Origin of the sequence: Nocardiopsis sp. NRRL B-16309 (assembly GCF_001279585.1) — a bacterium.
In the GTDB taxonomy this organism is placed as follows: Bacteria; Actinomycetota; Actinomycetes; order Streptosporangiales; family Streptosporangiaceae; genus Nocardiopsis.
Genome location: NZ_LGEC01000114.1, coordinates 265197 through 285655, shown reverse-complemented (window position 1 = coordinate 285655; position 20459 = coordinate 265197). Strand labels below are relative to the sequence as shown.

Genomic DNA, 20459 nt, shown 5'->3' with positions numbered 1-20459 from the left:
ACTGCGGGGCTCCCCCCGGCCCGCTTCAGGGCAGCGGTTCTGACGGACGCCCGAGAAGGCGAAGGCCACCCCGCGGCCTATCGGCCCCGCGTCCGCTCAGAAGCGGCAGGTCCCGCTCCCGCCCGACGAGGCGGGAAGCTGGGGACAAAGTGGCGAGATCAGGAGGCAGACACCGTGTCCGCGAACAGCTTCGGCGCCCGTGACACGTTGCGCGTTGGCGACGAGTCGTACGAGATCTTCCGGTTGGACGCCGTGCAGGGCGCCAACCGGCTTCCCTACAGCCTGAAGGTGCTGCTGGAGAACCTCCTGCGCACCGAGGACGGTGCGAACGTCACCGCCGACCACATCAGGGCCCTGGGTGAATGGGACGCCGCGGCGCAGCCCAGCCAGGAGATCCAGTTCACCCCCGCGCGGGTGATCATGCAGGACTTCACCGGCGTGCCCTGCGTCGTCGACCTCGCCACCATGCGCGAGGCCGTGCGCGACCTGGGCGGCGACCCGGACAAGATCAACCCGCTCGCCCCCGCCGAGCTGGTGATCGACCACTCCGTCGTCGTCGACCTCTTCGGCCGCCCCGACGCGTTCGAGCGCAACGTCGAGATCGAGTACGAGCGCAACTACGAGCGCTACAAGTTCCTGCGCTGGGGCCAGACCGCCTTCGACGAGTTCAAGGTCGTCCCGCCCGGCACCGGCATCGTGCACCAGGCCAACATCGAGCACCTGGCCCGCGTGACCATGTCCCGCGGCGGCCAGGCCTACCCCGACACCTGCGTCGGCACCGACTCGCACACCACCATGCAGAACGGCCTGGGCATCCTGGGCTGGGGCGTGGGCGGTATCGAGGCCGAGGCCGCCATGCTCGGGCAGCCGATCTCCATGCTCATCCCGCGCGTGGTCGGCTTCAAGCTGACCGGTGAGCTCAAGCCCGGCACCACCGCCACCGACCTGGTGCTCACCATCACCGAGCAGCTCCGCGAGCACGGTGTGGTCGGCAAGTTCGTCGAGTTCTACGGCGACGGCGTCGCGTCCGTGCCGCTGGCCAACCGCGCCACCATCGGCAACATGAGCCCGGAGTTCGGTTCCACCGCCGCGATCTTCCCGGTCGACGACGAGACCATCCGGTACATGAAGCTGACCGGCCGCTCCGCGCAGCAGGTCGCCCTGACCGAGGCCTACGCCAAGGCCAACGGCTTCTGGCACGACCCGTCGGTCGAGCCCGTCTTCTCCGAGTACCTGGAGCTGGACCTGGGCGACGTCGTTCCGTCGATCGCCGGCCCCAAGCGCCCGCAGGACCGCATCGCGCTGTCCGCGGCCAAGCCGACCTGGCGCCACGACGTCCAGAACTACGTCTCCGACGACGAGGCGGGCAAGGAGTCCTTCCCGGCCTCCGACGCCCCGGCCGCGTCCGCGAACCACCGTCCGCACCGCCCGGTCAAGGTCACCATGGCCGACGGCACGGAGACCGAGATCGACCACGGCGCCGTCGTGATCGCCGCGATCACCTCGTGCACCAACACCTCCAACCCCTCGGTCATGCTGGGCGCCGCCCTGCTGGCCAAGAAGGCGGTGGAGAGGGGCCTGTCCCGCAAGCCGTGGGTCAAGACCTCCATGGCCCCGGGCTCCAAGGTCGTCACCGACTACTACGAGCGCTCCGGTCTGACGCCCTACCTGGACAAACTGGGCTTCAACCTCGTCGGCTACGGCTGCACCACCTGCATCGGCAACTCCGGCCCGCTGCCCGAGGAGATCTCCAAGGCGGTCCAGGACAACGACCTGGCGGTCTCCGCGGTCCTGTCCGGCAACCGCAACTTCGAGGGCCGGATCAACCCGGACGTGAAGATGAACTACCTGGCCTCGCCGCCGCTGGTGGTCGCCTACGCGCTGGCCGGCTCGCTCGACGTGGACATCACCACCGAGCCCCTGGGCGTCGGCAAGGACGGCCAGCCCGTCTTCCTGGCCGACATCTGGCCCACCGCCGAGGAGATCCAGGAGGTCATGGACTCGGCCATCGCCTCGGACATGTACGAGTCCGCGTACTCGGACGTGTTCGCCGGCGACGACCGCTGGCGCTCGCTGCCCACGCCCACCGGCAACACCTTCGAGTGGGAGGCGGACTCCACCTACGTGCGCAAGCCCCCGTACTTCGAGGGCATGGACACCACGCCGGCGCCGGTCACCGACATCTCCGGTGCCCGCGTCCTGGCCAAGCTGGGCGACTCGGTCACCACCGACCACATCTCCCCGGCCGGCGCCATCAAGCCGGGCACCCCGGCGGCCGACTACCTCAAGGCCAACGGCGTGGAGCGCCGCGACTTCAACTCCTACGGTTCGCGCCGCGGCAACCACGAGGTGATGATCCGCGGGACGTTCGCCAACATCCGGCTGCGGAACCAGATCGCACCGGGCACCGAGGGCGGCTACACCCGCGACTTCACCCAGCCCGACGCACCCGTGTCGTTCATCTACGACGCCGCGCAGAACTACGCCGAGCAGGGGACCCCGCTGGTCGTCCTGGGCGGCAAGGAGTACGGCTCCGGCTCCTCGCGCGACTGGGCGGCCAAGGGCACCAGCCTGCTGGGCGTGCGCGCGGTCATCACCGAGTCCTACGAGCGCATCCACCGCTCCAACCTGATCGGCATGGGCGTGCTGCCCCTGCAGTTCCCGCAGGGCCAGTCCGCCGACTCCCTCGGCCTGACCGGTGAGGAGACCTTCTCCATCACCGGCGTGACCGAGCTCAACGAGGGCCGTGTCCCGAACACGGTGAAGGTGACCACCGACACCGGCGTGGAGTTCGACGCCGTGGTGCGCATCGACACCCCGGGTGAGGCCGACTACTACCGCAACGGCGGCATCCTGCAGTACGTGCTGCGCCAGCTCATCGCGAAGTAGTCCACCAGGCTCCGCCCGCGCCCACAACGGCGCGCCGCGCGGTTCACCGGGGCCGCCACCGTCCGACCGACGGTGGCGGCCCCGGCCTCGTCGCGGCAGCTGTTCCGGACGCGGTGATCCGGATGACCGAAACCGGTCTGTATGCTCGGCTCATGCCCGCCCTCACTCTCCCGCGGCTCCTGGTCCGCACGGTGTTCTCCCTGGCGGTGGCGTCGGTGGCGCTGGCGGCGTCCCCCGTCGCGGCCGACACGGCCGACACGGCCCCGGCCGACACGCCCGGGTCCTCGATCCAGGCCCCGGTGACGCCCGCCGAGTACTACGCCGGGCTCCTCGCCGCACAGCCCGAGGACGCCGCCGTCGTGGTCGATCCCGCCATCGGCGGCCTGGCGGAGCCGGCCGAGGTCACCGAGGCGGTCCACGCCGCCTTCGGCCCCCTGGGCGTGCCCTATCAGGTCGTCGTCACCCCCTTCGCGGGTATCGGGGGCATGGCCGTCTCGGGAGAGATGGTGCCCGCTCTGCACGACCGGCTCGGCACCGACGGGATCTACGTCCTGCTGCCGCCCGAGGGACGCCCCCTCGAGGTCCGCGCCTACGGTGTCGACGTGCCGGTGGACGCCGGGACCCGTGCCGTGGACGCCGGCCTGGACTACGACGCGCCCGCCGCCGACGTCGCGCGGGTGCTCGCCGAGGCCATGGCCGACCCCGCGGTGGCCGACGCCCTGGAGGCGGAGGCGGAGCGCGCGGAGGCCGCTCCGGAGGCGTGGGCGGACTTCCTGGAGGACATCGACCCCACCCGGTTCAACGGCCCGGAGAACCTCGGCTTCCTGGCCGGAACGGTGGCCGGGATCCTGGTGACGGCCGGCGGGTGGGCCGTGTGGCTGGCGCTGCGCCGCGGCCGCGGGGCCGTCGCCGCCACCACCGCCGCGGGCGCGGTCGCCCTCGCGGCCGCGGCCGTCGTCGTGCCCTACCCCTACGTCCTCGACGCGCCCGTGGGCGGGCACGAGATCCCCGATCCGCTGGAGCTGGTGCGGATGGAGGAGCCCTACGTGGTCTCCACCGGCCGGGTCGAGCACATCGCCGAACGGCTGGCCGGGGACCCGCTCTACGTCGACCCCCTCAACCCCCAGCCCCGGGACGGGCTCGAGGAGGTCGCCGCGACGCTCTCGGACGGGTCCGTTCCGGTGTACGCGGCCGTGGTGAACCTGGACTCCGACGACGAGGCCGAGGGCGACCCCGACATCCTCGCCGCGGCCCTGGCCTCCGTCGCCGGCCGGGAGGGGATCTACCTCGTCGCGGGGCCCGCGTTCGACGCCTCCAGCGTCCAGGTCGGGGCCGCCGCGCACGGGGTGGAGGTGGACTCCTTCGCGCTGTGGAGCCCGATCTACGACATCGAGGAGCCGACCCCGGCCCTGGCCGTCGACGCGGCCGTGACGGCCCTGCGCGAGGAGGCGGAGATGGAGCCCGCCCAGGACGCCCGGTTCACGCCCCAGTTCGCCGACGACGAGCCGATCCTGCCCGGCCCGCGGTCGGAGCGGTACTGGTCGGGCGGCCTGTGGGGCGGTCTCCTCCTCGTCGGGCCGCTCGTGGCGGCCGCGGTGATCGGGTCCTACTACCTGACCGTGCTGCTGGTGCGCAACCTGCGCAGCGGCGCCGGACGGACCGTGCTCGGCCCGCGCGCGCTGCGCCGCATCGCCCGGCGGGAGACCCGACGCCTGCGCACCCTGCTGTCGGCCCGCGGCGACCGGGTACCGGAGGCGTACATGCCGCAGGCGGAGGCCGCGCTGATCCTCATGGACCGCGGGGTGGAGGGCCTGGACCTGCTCGGCACGGCCGTCCTGGCCAGGCGGGTGACGGCCGCCGCCGAGAACCCGGGCGCCGACGACCTGGGCCCCTGCCTGGTCAACCCCCTGCACCCGGCGGCGACCCAGCGCAGGGGCACGCGCCTGGACCCGAGCGGGAGCGGTGCGCTGTGCGCCGCCTGCGCCGAGCTGACCGACGACCAGCGCCAGACGCGCGTCCTGCGCCTGCGGACACGGACCACGGCGCACAGCTATCTGAAGAGCCCCAAGGACCCGTGGATCCAGCACCGGTTCGGAGCCGACCGGCCGCGGACGCTGGTCGACCTGCTGTTGAAGGAGGACCGTGTCCACTGAACACCGTGACGCCGCCGTGCCCCGGACACCTCGCACGCCCCGGCGCGCGTGGGCCCTGGTGGCCGCGCTGGCCGCCGCCGCGCTGCTGGCGGCGACCCCGGCCCTGGCCGACACGGCCGGGAGTCCGTCGCCCACCGGGAGCCCCGCTCCCGCGGGCGCGACCGACCCGGCCGCCGATGCGGAGGCCGGGACGGCGGAGGAGGGCGCGAGTCCCGCCCAGACGATCGCCGACGCCCTGGCCGAGTCGCCCGTCCACGTCTCGTCCGCCTTCGACAGCGCCTTCCCCGTCGCCGAGCGCGAACGCCTGGCCGGGACGATCGCCGAAGGCGACCTGGACCTGTACGTGATCGCCGTCCCGCTCACCGAGGGCGACCAGTGGAACGGGGACGTGGACGAACTCGTCTCCGCCGTCCAGGACCGGATGGGACTGGGGGAGCGGCACTTCCTCGTGCACGACGGATTCTCGCTGCGCGGCGCGGACTTCGGCCCCGGGGGCGCGTATCCGGAGACCAGGCCCGCGGCCGACGGTGCCCACACGGCCTCCTACCGCACCATGGGGGACAGCGACACCACCATCCTGGAGGAGGTGGAGATCGCCGTCGAGACCGCCCTCTCCGACGACCCGGAGGCCGCCTACGAGCAGGCCGTGGCGGACTACGAGGCCGAGAACGGCGGCCTGTCGCCGATGGGCGGTACGAACTGGCTCCCCTGGTCCGTGGCCGGCGGAGCCGCCGTGCTGCTGGTCGGACTGGGCGCGGTGATCGCCGTCCGGCGCCGCGCGCGCCCGGCCGTCCCGCTCGCCCAGCACGCCGCGTTCGACAACGCCGACCGGGCCCGCCTGGACTCGCTGGTCGAACGCTGTGAACAGGACCTCATCGAACTCGGCGAGCGCCTCAGCCGGGCCGGCGACACCAACGGGCGCCGCCTGACCGGAGCGCTGGACGCCCGTGACGCCGCCGCGCGCGTGTACGACCGGATGGTCGCGGACGGGCCCACCCTGCCCGACGCCGCGGGCGTGCTCGTGCTGCTCGACCTGGCCGAGGACGCCCTGGCCGGCCGCCGGACCCCGCGCCGTCCCTGCTACGCCAACCCGTTGCACGGCACCGACACCCGGCAGGTCGAGTGGCGCGAGTACGGCGGCACCCGGACGATCCGCGTGCCGCTGTGCCCGGACTGCGCGCGCGCCGTGCGCGACCGCGTGCGGCCCACCGTCCTGGCGGACGAACACGAGGGCCGGTCGGTCCCGTACTACGAGGTACCGCCCGAGGAGAGCGTGTGGGCCGCCACCGGCTACGGCACCCTCACCGACGACCTGGTGGAACGCATCCAGCGCGGCGCCCACCGGACCAGGGCGTAGCCGCGGCCCGCGCGGCCGGGGACGCGGACGGCGGGCGGCTCCGTCCCGGAACGAGGCCGACCGTCGCTATAGTTCCCACGGGCTCCCGTGGGACGGCCGGGGCACACGAGGACGAACGACCAGGGAACGGGGCGGTTGTGGACGACGGGACGGGCGAGGACGGGGGCGCGCCGCCGCCGGAGCGCACGGTCGGCGACTACCGGCTGCTACGGTCACTGGGACGCGGCGGGTTCGGCGAGGTGTTCCTCGGCGAGGCTCCCGACGGGACGAAGGCCGCGGTCAAGCTGCTGCACGCCAGCTGGGCGGGCGACGCCGACATGCGGCGGCGCTTCACGGCCGAGGTGGAGCAGGCGCGGCGGGTGAGCGGGTTCTGCATCGCGGGGATCCTGGACGCCGACCCCGAGGCGGAGCAGCCGTGGATCGCCACGGAATACATCGACGGCCCCACCCTGCAGGACGCCGTCGACCGGGACGGCCCCCGCGGCGGAGTGGAGCTGCACCGCCTGGCGGTGTCCACGGCCACCGCGTTGGCGGCCATCCACGCGGCCGGTGTGGTGCACCGGGATCTGAAGCCGGATCTGAAGCCGGACAACATCATGCTGGCGCCGGACGGTCCGAGGGTGATCGACTTCGGGATCGCCCGGGCGGTGGAGGCCACCTCCGTGACCGCCAGCGGCGTGGTCGGCACCATCGGGTACATGGCGCCCGAGCAGCTGGAGGGCGCCCGGCTGACGTCGGCGGTGGACCTGTTCTCCTGGGGCTCGGTGATGGTCTACGCCGCCACCGGCAAGGAGGCCTTCTCCGGCCCGACCCAGGCCTCGCGGATCGCCCGCATCCTGGGCGGGGAGCCCGACCTGGGGGCGCTGCCCGAGCCCCTGCTCGGGATCATCCGGACGTGCCTGGACAAGGATCCCGACCGGCGCCCCGACGCCTCCACGCTGCTCAACCGGCTCATCGCGGCCCCGGCCGAGGGGACTCCGGCACCGGCGCTCCCCCCGGCACCGGCACCCGCCGTGTCAGCGGACGCCCAGGGCACCACGGTCGCGCCCGCGCCCGACGACCGGACCCGTGTCGGTGTCGACCGGACGATGGTCGCCGACGGCGCCCCGCCCCAGGTGGACCGCACGCGCGTGGCACCACCGGCCACGGTCGACCCCACGCGCGCCTACACCGCCCTGGCCCCGCAGGACGCCCAGGCCGCGTCCGCGCCGGCCGCCCAGCCCGTGTCGCACCAGTCCGGCGCGGTGGCGCCGGGTCCGTACCACTCCGGCCCCGTGCCGAACGGGTCCGGGCCGTCGGGCCCGCTGCCCTCGGGTCCGCTGCCGTCGGGCCCGCTCCACACCGGCGGCGTCCCCCCGTACCACTTCGGCGGTGTGCGCTTCACCGATCCGCGCGCGCTCGCCGAGGCCTTCCAACAGGACTGGGCCGGGGCGCTACGGGTCTTCGGCGACCCCGCCGAGCGCGCCGCCCTGGGCGCCTGGATCATCGACGACCTGGGCGACACCACCGTCGACCGCTCCCTCTTCCGTCGCCAGACCACGGACGCCAACCTCGCCATCGCCTCCTTCGTCGCCCAGCTGCGCCCGGACCTGCCGCCGGTCTTCCGCGGCCGCCCCGCCTCCCTGGAGGCGCTGGGCGAACTCTTCGCCGATCCCGCGCCCGTGCTCACCGGAGCGCCCCTGGCCAACGAGATGGCCCTGCTCGCCCGGCCCGACGTCCTGCGCGTGATGGGCCACCACCACTCGGGCCGACCCGGTGCGCTCCACCGGCTCGCCGAGCACCTCGGCCAGGCCGAACGGGCCGGGATCGCCTTCCACGAGCGGCTCCGGGGCGACCTGGCCGGATGGGCGAGCACCCGCGTGCACGTCAACCCCGCCCTGGTCCTGGCCTTCCTCCTGCACCCCGAGCGCGTCGTCCCGCCCAACGACGGCGACAAGGCCGTCGCGGAGTGGGTCGACATCCTCTGGCGCAGGGTCGAGTCCGCGCCCGTGCCCGACAACGCCGGGTGCGCGGCGATGGTCTACGGGGCCGTGCCGACCCTGCGCGAGCTGGCCCGCCAGCGGCGCCACTGGGAGGAGCGCTTCGCCGCCGTCTCCGCGGAGCACGACGCCCTGATGAACCGGGTCGGCCTCCAGGTCCACCTCACCAACGCCGTGCGCTACAGCCGGTGGGCGATCTTCGGCTTCCCGGCGGCGCTCGTGCTGGAACACGTCCTCGGCGCGCCGCCATGGATCACCGGCCTGCTGGTCGTGGCCTCCGTCCTGGGCCTGACCGGGGCGGTCTCGTGCACGGCGGCCCGCCGCGTGGTCTGCGGCACCCCCGTGCGCCGCGCCCACCGCGTCATGGAGCTGGAGCACTCCAACGCCCAGCTCCCGCAGCTCACCTCGGGCGTGGAACGGATCCGCACCGATCTCGCCCAGGCCCGCAGGATCAGCGAGGGCTGACCGGCCGCGGGGGACGACACAACAGGAGATGGGGACGGGTATGGACGGGACCGCTCGTACGGTGGGCGAGTACCGGCTGGTGCGGTCGCTGGGACGCGGCGGGTTCGGCGAGGTGTTCCTCGGGGAGACCGCGGACGGCGCGCGGGCGGCGGTGAAACTGCTGCACACCGCCTGGGCCGAGGACGCCGACATGCGGCGGCGGTTCGCCGCCGAGGTGGAGCAGGCGCGGCGGGTGAGCGGGTTCTGCATCGCGGGGATCCTGGACGCCGACCCGGAGGCGGATCAGCCGTGGATCGCCACGGAGTACATCGACGGCCCCACCCTGCAGCAGTCGGTGGCGGAGGAGGGGCCCAGGGCGGGGGACGAGCTCCAGCGCCTGGCGGTGTCCACGGCCACGGCCCTGGCCGCGATCCATGCCGCGGGCGTGGTGCACCGGGATCTGAAGCCGGACAACATCATGCTGGCGCAGGACGGGCCGAGGGTGATCGACTTCGGGATCGCCCGGGCCGTCGAGTCGACGTCGGTGACGGCGAGCGGCGTGGTCGGCACCATCGGGTACATGGCGCCCGAGCAGTTGGAGGGCCTGCGCCTGACGTCGGCGGTGGACCTGTTCTCCTGGGGCTCGGTGATGGTCTACGCCGCCACCGGACACGAGGCCTTCCCCGGTCCGACCCAGGCCTCCCGCGTGGCCCGCGTCCTGTCCGGTGAACCCGAGACGGCCGACGTTCCCGCGTCCCTGGCCACCGCGGTCAGGGCGTGCCTGGGCAAGGACCCGCGCCGGCGCCCCGACGCGCCCACGCTGCTCGACCACCTGGTCACCGGACGCCCCATCGCCACCGGGGCGGGCCCGGCGATCACGGACGCCGAGGCCACCCGGGTCGAGGGCGCGCCCTCGACCCCGGCGACCCGCGCCTACACCCGTCTGGAGGGCGCGCCGCCTGCCGCCACGCCCGCTTCGTCCGCCACGCCCGCTTCGTCCGCCACGCCACCGGCGGCTCCGCCGGCCTCCGGCGGCCAGGCCTCCGCCCCGCCCGCCCGGGGCGCCTACGCAGGGGCCGGACCCGGCTCCGCGCCGACCGGGGAGGCCCCGCCCTACCACTTCGCGGGGGTCCGCTTCACCCGGGTCGGTGCGCTGGCCGCCGCCATGCAGGAGCACTGGCGCGCGGCGGTCGCGGTCTTCGGCGACGCCGCCGAGATGGCCGCGCTCGGCTCCTGGGTGATGGACGACGTGGGGGACACCACGATCGACCGCTCCCTCTTCCGGCGCCAGGTGAGGGACGTGAACCTGGCCGTGGCGTCCTTCGTCGCCCAGGCCCGCCCCGACCTGCCGCCCGTCTTCCGCGGCCACGACGCGTCCGTGCCGGGCCTGCGCAAGCTCTTCCACGATCCGCGGCCGCTGCTGACCGGCGCGCCGATGGCCAACGAGCTGGTCCTGCTCGCCCGCCCCGCGGTCCTGCGGGTGATGGCCTCGCACGGTACGGGGGACGCGGCGGAGCTGCGCTCGCTGGCCGAGGACCTGGACGCCGCCGAACGCGCGGGGACGGCCTTCCACCAGGAGCTGACCCAGAACCTGGTCGGATGGCGCGACGTTCCGGCCAGGGTGGATCCGGCCCTGGTCCTGACCTTCCTGCTCGACCCCGCGCTCGTGGCGGCCCCCGACCCCGGCGGCCGACCCGGCGTGGCCGAGTGGATCGCGGCCCTGTGGCCCCGGGTGGACGGCGCCGCGGGCGCCGAACGCGCCGGATACGCCGCCACGATCTACGGAGTCCTGCCCACACTCACCGACCTCGCCCGGCAGCGGGCCGAGTGGAGCGAGCGCGAACAGCGGACGCGCGGCGAGTACGCCCACCTGGAGAGGGTGGTGCGCACGCAGAGGTCCTACGGGACCGCGAAGGTGTGCTGTCTCTGGACCGGAGGCGCGTCCTTCGGGATCGGAACCCTGGCCGGAGGGACGGACATGCCGCTGCTCTTCGCGCTCGGCTGGATATCGGCGCTCCTGTGCGCGCTGGTCTTCGTCATCCTGCTCTCGATGGACCACGGCGCGCACGGCGACTCGATCGCCCGCGGACGAAGGGTCAGGCACATGGAGGGCCTGCCCCGCCTCCTGCCCGAACTGCGGGGCGGCCTGCAGCGGATGGACGCCGACCTCGACCGGGCCCGTAGGATCAGCGGAGGCTGACAGGTCGTCGAGGTGAGCGGAGGACCGCGTGGAGGAGACGACGCGGACGGTCGGCGGATTCCGACTGGTGCGCTCACTGGGACGCGGCGGGTTCGGCGAGGTGTTCCTGGGGGAGCGGGCGGACGGTACCCGGGCGGCGGTCAAGCTGCTGCACACCGCCTGGGCCGAGGACGCCGACATGCGGCGGCGCTTCACGGCCGAGGTGGAGCAGGCGCGGCGGGTGAGCGGGTTCTGCATCGCGGCGATCCTGGACGCCGACCCCGAGGCGGAGCGGCCGTGGATCGCCACGGAGTACATCGAGGGCCCCACGCTCCACCAGGCCGTGGCCGCGGAGGGTCCGCGCACGGGCTCCGCGCTCCACCGCCTGGCGGTGTCAACGGCCACCGCGCTGGCGGCCATCTGAAGCCGGACAACATCATGCTGGCGCCGGACGGTCCGAGGGTGATCGACTTCGGGATCGCCCGGGCGGTGGAGGCCACCTCCGTGACCGCCAGCGGAGTGATCGGCACGGTCGGGTACATGGCGCCCGAGCAGCTGGAGGGCGCCCGTCTGACGTCGGCGGTGGACCTGTTCGCCTGGGGATCGGTGATGGTGTTCGCGGCGACCGCGCACCAGGCGTTCCCCGGCCCGACCCAGGCCTCGCGCATCGCCCGCATCCTGTCGAGCGAACCGGAGACCGGAGGGGTCCCCGAACCGCTCGCCACGGTGGTGCGGGCCTGTCTGGACAAGGACCCCGACCGGAGGCCGGACGCCGCCGCGCTGATGGACCACCTGGTCACCGGCCGCCCCCTGGCCGTCGGCGGCCCGGGCGTGCCTCCGACCCGCGCCTACACGCAGCGCGCGACGCAGGGCGGGGCCCTCGGGGCCGCGCGGCGACCGGTGCCCCCCGAGGGCGGCCACGGTCCACACACCCCGCCCGCGCCGTACACGTCAGGGCACGGGGCGGGGTCCTACGTTCCCGGTTCGACGGCGGTGTCTCCTGCCTCGGGTGCGACGGGTGTGCCCCGCACGTCCGACCCCGGGGCGCCGCCGCCGGATCCCGGTGACGGGTACACCCTGCCCGCCCCGCATCCGACGAGCGCGCCCGCCACCTCCGGTGCCACCGGGGTCCCGCCCTACCCGGACCACTCCCGCGCCGCACCGGGGCACGCGGTGCCGTCGGACGCCGGGGCCGCCCACCCGGGCGTGCCCTCCACCCCCGGCCACACCGGGACGCCGCCCGGGCGGGGCCGGGTGCCGACCTATCGCTTCGCCGGGACGGCGTACGCCGACGCCGGAGATCTCGCGGCGGCGATGCGGCGCGACTGGACGGCGGCGGCCTCCGTCTTCGGCGACACCACCGAGCGTGCCGCCCTCGACTCCTGGATCTCCCACGACCTGCGCGTCGCGCTCGCCGACCGCTCGCCCTTCCAGCGCGGCGTGGTGGACGTCAACCTGGCGGTGGCGTCGTTCGTCGCCCAGCTCCGCCCCGACCTGCCGCCGGCCTTCCGCGGCCAGGACGCCTCGCCCGCCGCACTGCGCGCCCTGTTCCGGGACACCCGGCCGCCGGGGCCCGGCGACCGGACCGCCCACGAACGCCTGCTGATGGCCCGCCCGGCGGTGATCCGGCTGATGGCCGCCCACCACGGCCCGGACGCCGAGACCCTGCGCGTCCTGGCCGAGGACCTCGCGACGGCTGAGCGCGCCGGGGCGGCGCTCTGGCAGGAGAACGGGCCCCCGGGACGACCGGACCCCGTCCTGACCCTGGTGTTCCTGCTGCACCCGGACCTGGTGGTCCAGCCCGACCCCGGCGACCGGCCCGGGAGGGCGGAGTGGGCGCGCGGCCTGTGGGCGCGGGTCGAGGGCGCCGCCGGTGCCGCGCGCGCCGGGTACGCCGCGGCCGTGTTCGGGCTGCTCCGGCGCCCCTGACTCAGGACCCGGTGTCCTCCCAGGGCCGTCGCACGCCCGGCAGGACCAGCACGTCCAGGCGGGCGACGATCGACGCGCGCGCCATGGCGTAGGGCGTGTCCCGGTCGTCCTCCAGCAGGGAGACGCCGTTCGCGGCGTCGAGCAGCGCGCGCAGCTCGAAGGCCAGCAGGTCCGGGTCGGCCGCCTCGGAGAGCTCGCCGAGCTGGCGGGCGTCCGCGGCGTTCCTGGACAGGGACCCGCGCCAGTCCCGGTGCGCCTTGACGAGCGCGTCGCGGACCCGTCCCGGCCGTGACTCGAACTCGGCGGTCACCGTGTAGAAGAAGCACCCGCCGCTGAACACCCGGTCGCGCGAGTAGGTGATCCAGTTCGCGCACAGCCGCCACAGGCGCTCCAGCCCCGGGCGCGTCTCCAGGGCGTCGCGCACGACGTGGTCGACGAAGACCTCGCGCGCCGCCCTGATCGCGGCCAGCTGCAGCTCCTCCTTGGAACCGAAGTGCGCGAACACGCCGCTCTTGCTCACCTGGAGCTCCTTGGAGAGCCGCCCCAGCGACAACGCCTCCAGGCCCTCGCTGGAGGCGATGTCCAGCGCGCGCCCCAGGACGGCCCTGCGGGTCTGGTCGCCGCGCAGGGTCCTCCCGTCGGTCTGTGTGGTCATGCTCCGTCTCCCCGAGGGCAAAAGTGCACGGTCGGTCGAGTACCGGTTCAGAATACCTCGCCTTGACAACGTGACGCTGGCAAACAAATAATACGACCGTTCGTATTATTTTATCGTAGGGGAGCCTCCGTGAACACCGCACGCCTCATCGGCACCGCCCTCAACACCCTCGCGCTGCCCGCTCCCGCGTTCGCCGGAGACCGGGCCCGCCGTCTCTGGGTCCGAACGGGCGGGACGCGCCCGGTCGCCGACCAGGACCGCGACGTCCACGAGTCGGCCCGCGCCGAGACCCTGCACGTGGGGGAGTGGGAGGTGGCGACCTACGCCTGGGGCGACGGCGCCCGCCCCGTGCTGCTCGCGCACGGGTGGCGCTCACGGGCCTCCCGGTTCGCGCCGCTCGTGCGCCGTCTGCTCGACCTCGGCTACAGCCCCGTGGCCTGGGACGCCCCCGGCCACGGGGCGACCGGTGGCCGGGCCGGCACCATCCTGGACGCCCTGGAGACCATCGGCCTGCTGCAGTCCCGGAACGGTCACTTCAGCGCCGTCGTCGGCCACTCCCTGGGCGCGCTGTTCTCGGTCCACGCCCTGCGCGAGGGCATCGGGGCGGACCGGCTCGTCCTCGTCTCCGGGGTGGCCGACTTCGAGACCGTCGTCGCCGGGTTCGCCGCCGAACTGCGGTTACGGCCCCGCACGGTCGCCGCCCTGCGCTCGGCGATCGAGCACCGGTACTTCGGTGGCGACACCACCGTGTGGACCCGGTTCAGCGCCACCCACGACGCCGACACCCTCACCCAGCCGGTGCTGCTCCTGCACGACCAGGAGGACCCGATGATCCCGCACTCCCAGTCGCGCCGGGTGCTCGCCGCCCTCGGCGAGCGCGCCCGCCTGGTCACCACGTCAGGACTCCGGCACAACGGCATCCTCGCCGACGCAGCCAGCCTGGACCGCATCACCGCGTTCGTCCAGGGCGCGCCGCTGGCCCTGCCGTAGCGCGGACCGGCCGCACCGGCCCGCCGCGTTCCGCGCACCGGTCCCGTGCACCTCCGGGCCTCACCGCGCGGGACCGGCCGCGGCGGAGTTGTCGACGACCAGCCGGGCGTGCGCGCGGGGCCGGTGCCGGGCGTAGAACGCCTCCTCCTGCCGGGCCCACCGGTCCCGGTGGGGGGCGTACACGGCGGCGTCCCCGCGCGCGTCCAGCCTGCGGGCCCGCTCGGCGCCGGGCGCGGCCACCCAGACCAGCGCGTCGGTCAGGTCCCGGACCCGCGTCGCGCCCGACCCGCAGCCCTCCACCACCAGCGTGCCCCCGGCGGCGACCTCCGCCGGGAGCCGCGACCACTCCGGCGCGAAACGGCCGTCCGCCCAGTCGTAGCGGTGCCAGGCGGCAGGCTCCCTGCGGCGCAGCGGGGCCAGCACCCAGTCCCGGAGCAGGTGCGGCGCTCGCGCCAGGCCGTCCCAGCCGGGGTAGAGGTCCTCCATCGTCAGCACGTGGACCGGTTCGCCGCACGCGGCCAGCGCCGCGCGCAGGTGCCCGGCGACCGTGCTCTTGCCGGATCCGGAGCGGCCCTCCACGGCCACGACCCGCACGGGAGTGCTCCGGGCGGGCAGGAGCGACACCGCGCGGGCCGCCCAACCGCTCTCGGCGGTGCTGATCCTCGGTACTGGCACGATCGCACCCTAGGCCATGTTCCGCGGACACCCACCCTGCTGCGCGGCGCCCCAGCGGCACTCTCACCGCGTTCCCATCAGTCGGCAGGGGGACCGCCCGGGCCCACGGGACAACGGCGAAGCCGCAGAGGAGGGGAGTTCCTCCTTCGGCCTCGCGGGAGCACCACTGGATGCGCCGCCCGCGACGGGCGGCATCCGCGGAACCGCCCTGGCCATGCCGAGCGCGGTCCAGGCGGCGTTCCGGCTTGCGTTCAATGCTTGTAGCATTCGTCTCAGCAGCGCCGTCGCGCTGGCACGAGAGACGACGAAGGGGCCACCGGGTGACCGACACCGCCGGGACACCGGGATCACAGTCCGCCCTCCGGCAGGCCAACGAACGCCGGATCGTGGACGCGCTCCGCAAGGAGGGCACGCGGACGCAGGCCGAACTCGCCCGGGCCACCGGGCTGTCCGCCGCCAGCGTGTCCAACATCGTGCGCGGGCTGCGCGCCGCGGGCACCGTCTCGGTCCGCGACACCGCCTCGAACGGGCGCCGCGCCCGCGCGGTCACCCTGCTGCGCCCGCCCGGCGCCGTCGTGGCCGTGGACTTCATGCCCACCCGGATCCAGGTCGCGGTCGGCGACAGCGACGGCAACATGCTCGCCCGCGAGGCGATCGCCTACGACGTGGCCGCCGACGCCGAACGCGGGGTGCGCCGGGCTGCGTGGCTGACCGAGACCACACTGCAGCGCGCCCGGATCGACGTGGGCACGGTCTCCTCGGTGGTGGCCTCGGTGCCGGCGCCGATCGACCCGGGCACCGGCGAGGTCGGCCGGATCTCCTGCGTCCCCCGCTGGGCCGGCCACCGCCCGGCCAAGGCGCTGACCGAGCGGCTGGGCCTGCCGGTCGTCGCCGAGAACGACGCCAACCTCGCCGCGCTGGCCGAATGGCACCAGGGCGCGGGCGGGGGCGCCCAGCACGTGATCACCCTGGTCATCGGGGAGGGTGTGGGCGCGGGCATCATCATGTCCGGCCGGCTCTTCCGCGGCGCGGGCGGCACGGCGGGCGAGGTGGGCCACATCGCCCTGGACCCGCGCGGCCAGGTGTGCCGGTGCGGGAACCGGGGTTGCCTGGAGACGTTCACGGGCGCGCACTACCTGCTCGACATGCTGCCCCAGAACGCCGACGTGGCGCGTCGCCCCGGGCCGGTCGGAGTGCCCGACGTCGTGGCCGCGGCCCTGGACGGGGACCTGGGCAGCCGACGGATCGTCTCCGAGGCGGGCACGGCGCTCGGCCAGGGCACGGCGATCATCGCCAACCTGTTCAACCCGGACCGGGTGGTCGTCGGCGGCGACCTGGCCGAGGCGGGTGAGCTGCTGCTGGACCCGATGCGCCGCGCGATGGAGCTGGGTGCGCTCGGCAGCGCGCTGGGCCAGCTCGAACTGGTGCCGAGCGCGCTGGGCGGGGACGCCTCGCTCTACGGCGGGCTGCTCATGGCGGCGCAGCGCGTCGGCTGACCGGCGCCTTCCCACCCAAGTCTTGTAGGGCTCGTCACTGTGGGGCGTGTCACCGCTCCACAGCGTTGACGCGTGCCCGAACGCCGTCCGGCGCGCTCCCCGCGGCGCCCCGCCGAGGTGTGTCGCTCGGCGTCCTTCGAGGTCAGGGGCGGGTAAAAAGTTCGAGGACGGGCAATCGACGCGTACCCTTCACACAAGGTCACGAACGCCGCGAGCCGCTTTGGCCAGGGGTTTCCGTGCATTTAGTGCTTGAAGGCAATGTCCGTGATGTTTCAGTTATGTGTTCAGGAGTTGACGGCAAGCCCACCGCGGGGTTGTACTTCACATCATTGCTCGCGAGTTCCCACACCGAAAATCCCCCGTGAAGAGAGGCACAGCGTTGATGACCCGACGCTTCGCAACCCACCAGAAGTTCACAGGCGGCCTCGCCGCCGTCACGGCCTCCCTGGCCCTGCTCGTCTCCGGCTGCGGTGCCCTCACCACCTCCGGTGAAGAGGCTGGCGATCAGGCCGACCACACGGTCGAGGAGGGCTTCCACGTCGGCCTGCTGCTCCCCGAGCTGCAGACCGCGCGCTACGAGGCCTTCGACCGTCCCTTCTTCGAGGAGGCCCTGGGCGAGCTCTGCCCCAACTGCGAGCTCTCCTACGCCAACGCCGACCAGGACGTCGACGAGCAGCAGACGCAGGCCCAGGCCATGCTGACCGACGGGGTCGACGTCCTCGTGCTCGGCGCCGTCGACTCCCAGGCCGCCGCGGGCACCGTCAACGAGGCCCGCTCGCAGGGCGTGCCCGTGGTCGCCTACGACCGCCTCGCCGAGGGCGGCGCGGACATGTACGTGTCCTTCGACAACCACCGCGTGGGCCAGGTCCAGGCCCAGGCCCTGCTGGAGGCGCTGGAGCAGGACGGCACCACGGGCGAGGGCCAGATCGTCATGATCAACGGTTCGCCCACCGACCCCAACGCCGCCGACTTCAAGGCCGGCGCGCACGAGATCTTCGACGGCCAGGTCGAGATCGGCCAGGAGTTCGACACGCCGGACTGGTCGCCGGACGAGGCCAACAGCCAGATGGAGGGTGCCATCACCTCCCTGGGCGTGGACGAGATCGTCGGCGTCTACTCCGCCAACGACGGCATGGCCTCCGGCATCATCTCCGCGCTGCGCAGCGCGGGCGTGTCCACCGACGACCTGCCGCCCGTCACCGGCCAGGACGCCGAGCTGCACGGCATCCAGCGCATCATCTCCGGTGAGCAGTACATGACCGTCTACAAGGCGATCCGGCCGGAGGCCGAGATCGCCGCCGCGATGGCGGTCTCCCTGGCCACCGGCGAGGAGCTGGAGGCGGGCGAGTACACGCTCACCGACGTCGAGGACGCCAACGGCGAGGCCGTGCCCTCCATCCTGCTGGAGCCGATCTCGGTGACCGAGGAGAACATCGGCGACACCGTGGTCTCCGACGGCATCTACTCCATCGAGGAGATCTGCACGGCCGACTACGAGGACACCGACTTCTGCCAGGAAGCCCTCTAACCGGTCCAGGCGCGACGCCCCGCCGGGACGAGAAGAGAGAAAGAGCGCATGAGTACACCCGTCCTGGAACTGTCCGGGATCTCCAAGACCTTCGGGGCCGTCCGGGCCCTGAGCGAGGTCGACTTCCAGGTCGATCCCGGAGAGGTCGTCGCCCTGCTCGGCGACAACGGCGCTGGCAAGTCCACCCTGGTCAAGGTCATCGCCGGAGCCCACCCCGCCGACACCGGCGGAGTCATCACCTGGGACGGCCGGCCGGTCACCATCGGCTCGCCGTCCGACGCCCAGAAGCTCGGTATCGCCACCATCTACCAGGACCTCGCGCTGTGCGACAACCTGGACATCGTCGGCAACCTGTTCCTCGGCAACGAGAAGCTGCACTTCCCCGGCACCCTCGACGAGGTCGAGATGGAGAGCCGGGCGCGGGAACTGCTCGACTCGCTGTCGGTGAGCATCCCCAACCTGCGCGTCCCCGTCTCCTCGCTCTCCGGCGGCCAGCGGCAGATCATCGCCATCGCCCGCTCGCTCCTGGGCCAGCCGCGCGTGGTGATGCTCGACGAGCCCACCGCGGCACTGGGCGTGGCCCAGACCGCCCAGGTGCTCGACCTGATCGAGCGCCTGCGCGACCAGGGCCTGGGCGTCGTGCTCATCAGCCACAACATGGCGGACGTACGCGCCGTCGCCGACCGCGCCGTCGTGCTCCGCCTGGGCCGCAACGCCGGGGACTTCCCCATCGCGTCGACGAGCTACGAGGAGATCGTGGCCGCCATCACCGGTGCCGCCGACAACCCGGTCACCCGGCGCTCCAGCCGTACCGGTTCCTCGGCCCTGGCCACGGAGGACAACCGATGACTCAGCAGACTCACGCCACGCCCGCGTCGGGCGAAGGGACGGGCACACCCGGCGAGCCGCGGCGCGACCCGCGCCTCCTGGTCACGGCCGCCTCCCCGAGCGGCTGGCTCAAGGCCCTACGCCGCAACCTGCGCGGCGGCGAGCTCGGGCCCGTCCCGGTCATCATCGGCCTGATCCTCATCGCCGTCGTGTTCCAGTCGATGAACGACCGGTACCTGTCGGCGCAGAACCTGTCCAACCTCACCGTCCAGATCGCCGCCGTGGGCCTGATGACCACCGGCGTGATCATGGTCCTGCTGCTGGGCGAGATCGACCTGTCCGTGGGGTCGGTGTCCGGGCTCTCGGCCGCCGTCCTGGCGGTCCTGGCCGTGCGCTTCGGCGTCTCCGAATGGGTGGCGATCGGCGCGGCGGTCCTGGTCGGCCTCCTGGTCGGACTGCTGCACGGCGTCATCTTCGCGAAGCTGGGCGTCCCGGCCTTCGTGGTCACACTGGCCGGACTACTGGGGTGGCAGGGCCTGCACCTGTACCTGCTGGACAGCTCCGGTTCGGTCAACACCAGCGCCAACGGCGCCATCGCCATGCTGACCCAGACCTACTTCGTCCCGGTCGTGGGCTGGTCGCTCGTGATCGTGACCGTGCTGCTGTACATGGGCACGGTGTTCGCGGTCGAGCGCAGGCGCCGCCTGGCGGGGCTGCCCTACAAGCCCCTGCCCGAGGTGCTCTTCCGGTCCGCGCTGCTGGCCGTGCCGCTGGTGGGCGGCGTGTGGGTGCTCAACCAGTACAAGGGTGTGCCGCTGGCCTTCCTGATCTTCGTCGGGTTCGTGGTCGCCCTCGACCTGATCCTGCGCAAGACCCGGTACGGGCGCATGGTCTACGCGGTCGGCGGCAGTTCCGAGGCGGCGCGCCGCGCCGGCATCAGCGTGGACTTCATCCGGATCTCGGTCTTCGGGATCGCCTCCATGCTGGCGGCCCTGGGCGGCATCATGCTCGTCTCGCGCAACTTCGCGGCGAGCGTGTCCACCGGTGGCGGCGAGGAGCTGATGATGGCCATCGCGGCCGCGGTCATCGGCGGAACGAGCCTGTTCGGTGGCCGGGGCAACGCCTACTCGGCGCTGCTGGGCGGCCTGGTGCTGGGCGCGATCGCCTCCGGTCTGCTCCTGCTGCAGATGGAGTCCTCGGTGCGCTTCATGATCACCGCCGCGGTGCTGCTCATCGCGGTCATCCTGGACGCCATCTCCCGGCGCGGTCGCAAGACCCACGCCAGGGGCGGCGCCTAGGGACGTCCGGCGCACCCGTCCGGCCCCGACCTCGGGCCCGGGCGGGTGCGCCGTGGCGT

Annotated in this window: 14 protein-coding genes; 12 read left to right on the top strand and 2 right to left on the bottom strand. The window is 73.7% G+C overall.

The window, feature by feature from the left end; genetic code table 11:
* Positions 1–174: 174 nt before the first annotated feature.
* The 7 genes from acnA (at position 175) to ADL05_RS32000 (ending at position 12930) form a co-directional block, all read left to right on the top strand.
* On the top strand, positions 175–2889 hold the full coding sequence (acnA, locus tag ADL05_RS25695; RefSeq protein WP_053619578.1) for an aconitate hydratase AcnA: 2715 nt from the start codon (positions 175–177) through the stop codon (positions 2887–2889).
* A 152-nt stretch (positions 2890–3041) separates the two neighbouring features.
* The gene (locus tag ADL05_RS25690; RefSeq protein WP_053619577.1) at positions 3042–5042 is read left to right on the top strand and encodes a hypothetical protein; all 2001 of its coding nucleotides are present in this window, start codon (positions 3042–3044) and stop codon (positions 5040–5042) included.
* Positions 5032–6399, top strand: coding sequence for a hypothetical protein (locus ADL05_RS25685; RefSeq protein WP_156366032.1), 1368 nt, complete (start codon positions 5032–5034; stop codon positions 6397–6399). Before ADL05_RS25690 ends, ADL05_RS25685 begins: the two co-directional genes overlap by 11 nt.
* A 137-nt stretch (positions 6400–6536) precedes the next feature.
* On the top strand, positions 6537–8843 hold the full coding sequence (locus tag ADL05_RS25680; RefSeq protein ID WP_053619576.1) for a serine/threonine-protein kinase: 2307 nt from the start codon (positions 6537–6539) through the stop codon (positions 8841–8843).
* Positions 8844–8883: 40 nt separating this feature from the next.
* Positions 8884–11022: a serine/threonine-protein kinase gene (locus ADL05_RS25675; protein ID WP_231640908.1), complete on the top strand. Its 2139-nt coding sequence runs from the start codon at positions 8884–8886 to the stop codon at positions 11020–11022.
* Between the two features lie 28 nt (positions 11023–11050).
* Positions 11051–11425, top strand: a complete 375-nt coding sequence (locus ADL05_RS32205; protein WP_053619574.1) for a protein kinase — start codon at positions 11051–11053, stop codon at positions 11423–11425.
* 14 nt (positions 11426–11439) lie between these two features.
* On the top strand, positions 11440–12930 hold the full coding sequence (locus tag ADL05_RS32000) for a protein kinase (RefSeq protein WP_053619573.1): 1491 nt from the start codon (positions 11440–11442) through the stop codon (positions 12928–12930).
* Position 12931: 1 nt separating this feature from the next.
* Here ADL05_RS32000 and ADL05_RS25660 read toward each other — a convergent pair whose 3' ends face one another.
* Positions 12932–13585 carry a TetR/AcrR family transcriptional regulator gene (locus ADL05_RS25660; protein ID WP_053619572.1) on the bottom strand — a complete coding sequence of 218 codons (654 nt, stop codon included), beginning with the start codon at positions 13583–13585 and terminating at the stop codon, positions 12932–12934.
* Between the two features lie 129 nt (positions 13586–13714).
* On the opposite strand from ADL05_RS25660, the gene ADL05_RS25655 reads away from it, so the two are divergent.
* Positions 13715–14575: an alpha/beta hydrolase gene (locus tag ADL05_RS25655; protein ID WP_053619571.1), complete on the top strand. Its 861-nt coding sequence runs from the start codon at positions 13715–13717 to the stop codon at positions 14573–14575.
* A gap of 60 nt (positions 14576–14635) precedes the next feature.
* On the opposite strand, the gene ADL05_RS25650 is transcribed toward ADL05_RS25655, so the two are convergent.
* Complete coding sequence (locus tag ADL05_RS25650; RefSeq protein WP_053619570.1) at positions 14636–15250, bottom strand: uridine kinase; 615 nt, start codon at positions 15248–15250, stop codon at positions 14636–14638.
* Between the two features lie 320 nt (positions 15251–15570).
* Between ADL05_RS25650 and ADL05_RS25645 the strand changes: the two genes are divergently transcribed.
* The 4 genes from ADL05_RS25645 (at position 15571) to ADL05_RS25630 (ending at position 20400) form a co-directional block, all read left to right on the top strand.
* A complete protein-coding gene (locus ADL05_RS25645) occupies positions 15571–16746 on the top strand; it encodes an ROK family transcriptional regulator (protein ID WP_053619569.1) in 1176 nt (391 codons plus the stop codon).
* 382 nt (positions 16747–17128) lie between these two features.
* Positions 17129–18274 (top strand): sugar ABC transporter substrate-binding protein, encoded by a 1146-nt coding sequence (locus ADL05_RS25640; RefSeq protein ID WP_053619568.1) that lies wholly within the window; start codon positions 17129–17131, stop codon positions 18272–18274.
* A 48-nt stretch (positions 18275–18322) separates the two neighbouring features.
* Positions 18323–19123 carry an ATP-binding cassette domain-containing protein gene (locus tag ADL05_RS25635; RefSeq protein ID WP_053619567.1) on the top strand — a complete coding sequence of 267 codons (801 nt, stop codon included), beginning with the start codon at positions 18323–18325 and terminating at the stop codon, positions 19121–19123.
* Entirely contained in the window at positions 19120–20400 is a 1281-nt protein-coding gene (locus ADL05_RS25630; RefSeq protein WP_053619566.1) for a sugar ABC transporter permease, read from the top strand. Before ADL05_RS25635 ends, ADL05_RS25630 begins: the two co-directional genes overlap by 4 nt.
* The last annotated feature ends 59 nt before the right edge of the window (positions 20401–20459 follow it).

Excerpts from the sequence above, each read along its gene's own strand:
- ADL05_RS25690 (WP_053619577.1), top strand. The coding sequence starts at position 3,042 with ATGCCCGCCCTCACTCTCCCGCGGCTCCTGGTCCGCACGGTGTTCTCC.
- ADL05_RS25675 (WP_231640908.1), top strand. The coding sequence starts at position 8,884 with ATGGACGGGACCGCTCGTACGGTGGGCGAGTACCGGCTGGTGCGGTCG.
- ADL05_RS32000 (WP_053619573.1), top strand. The coding sequence starts at position 11,440 with ATGCTGGCGCCGGACGGTCCGAGGGTGATCGACTTCGGGATCGCCCGG.
- ADL05_RS25660 (WP_053619572.1), bottom strand. The coding sequence starts at position 13,585 with ATGACCACACAGACCGACGGGAGGACCCTGCGCGGCGACCAGACCCGC.
- ADL05_RS25640 (WP_053619568.1), top strand. The coding sequence starts at position 17,129 with ATGACCCGACGCTTCGCAACCCACCAGAAGTTCACAGGCGGCCTCGCC.
- ADL05_RS25635 (WP_053619567.1), top strand. The coding sequence starts at position 18,323 with ATGAGTACACCCGTCCTGGAACTGTCCGGGATCTCCAAGACCTTCGGG.
- ADL05_RS25630 (WP_053619566.1), top strand. The coding sequence starts at position 19,120 with ATGACTCAGCAGACTCACGCCACGCCCGCGTCGGGCGAAGGGACGGGC.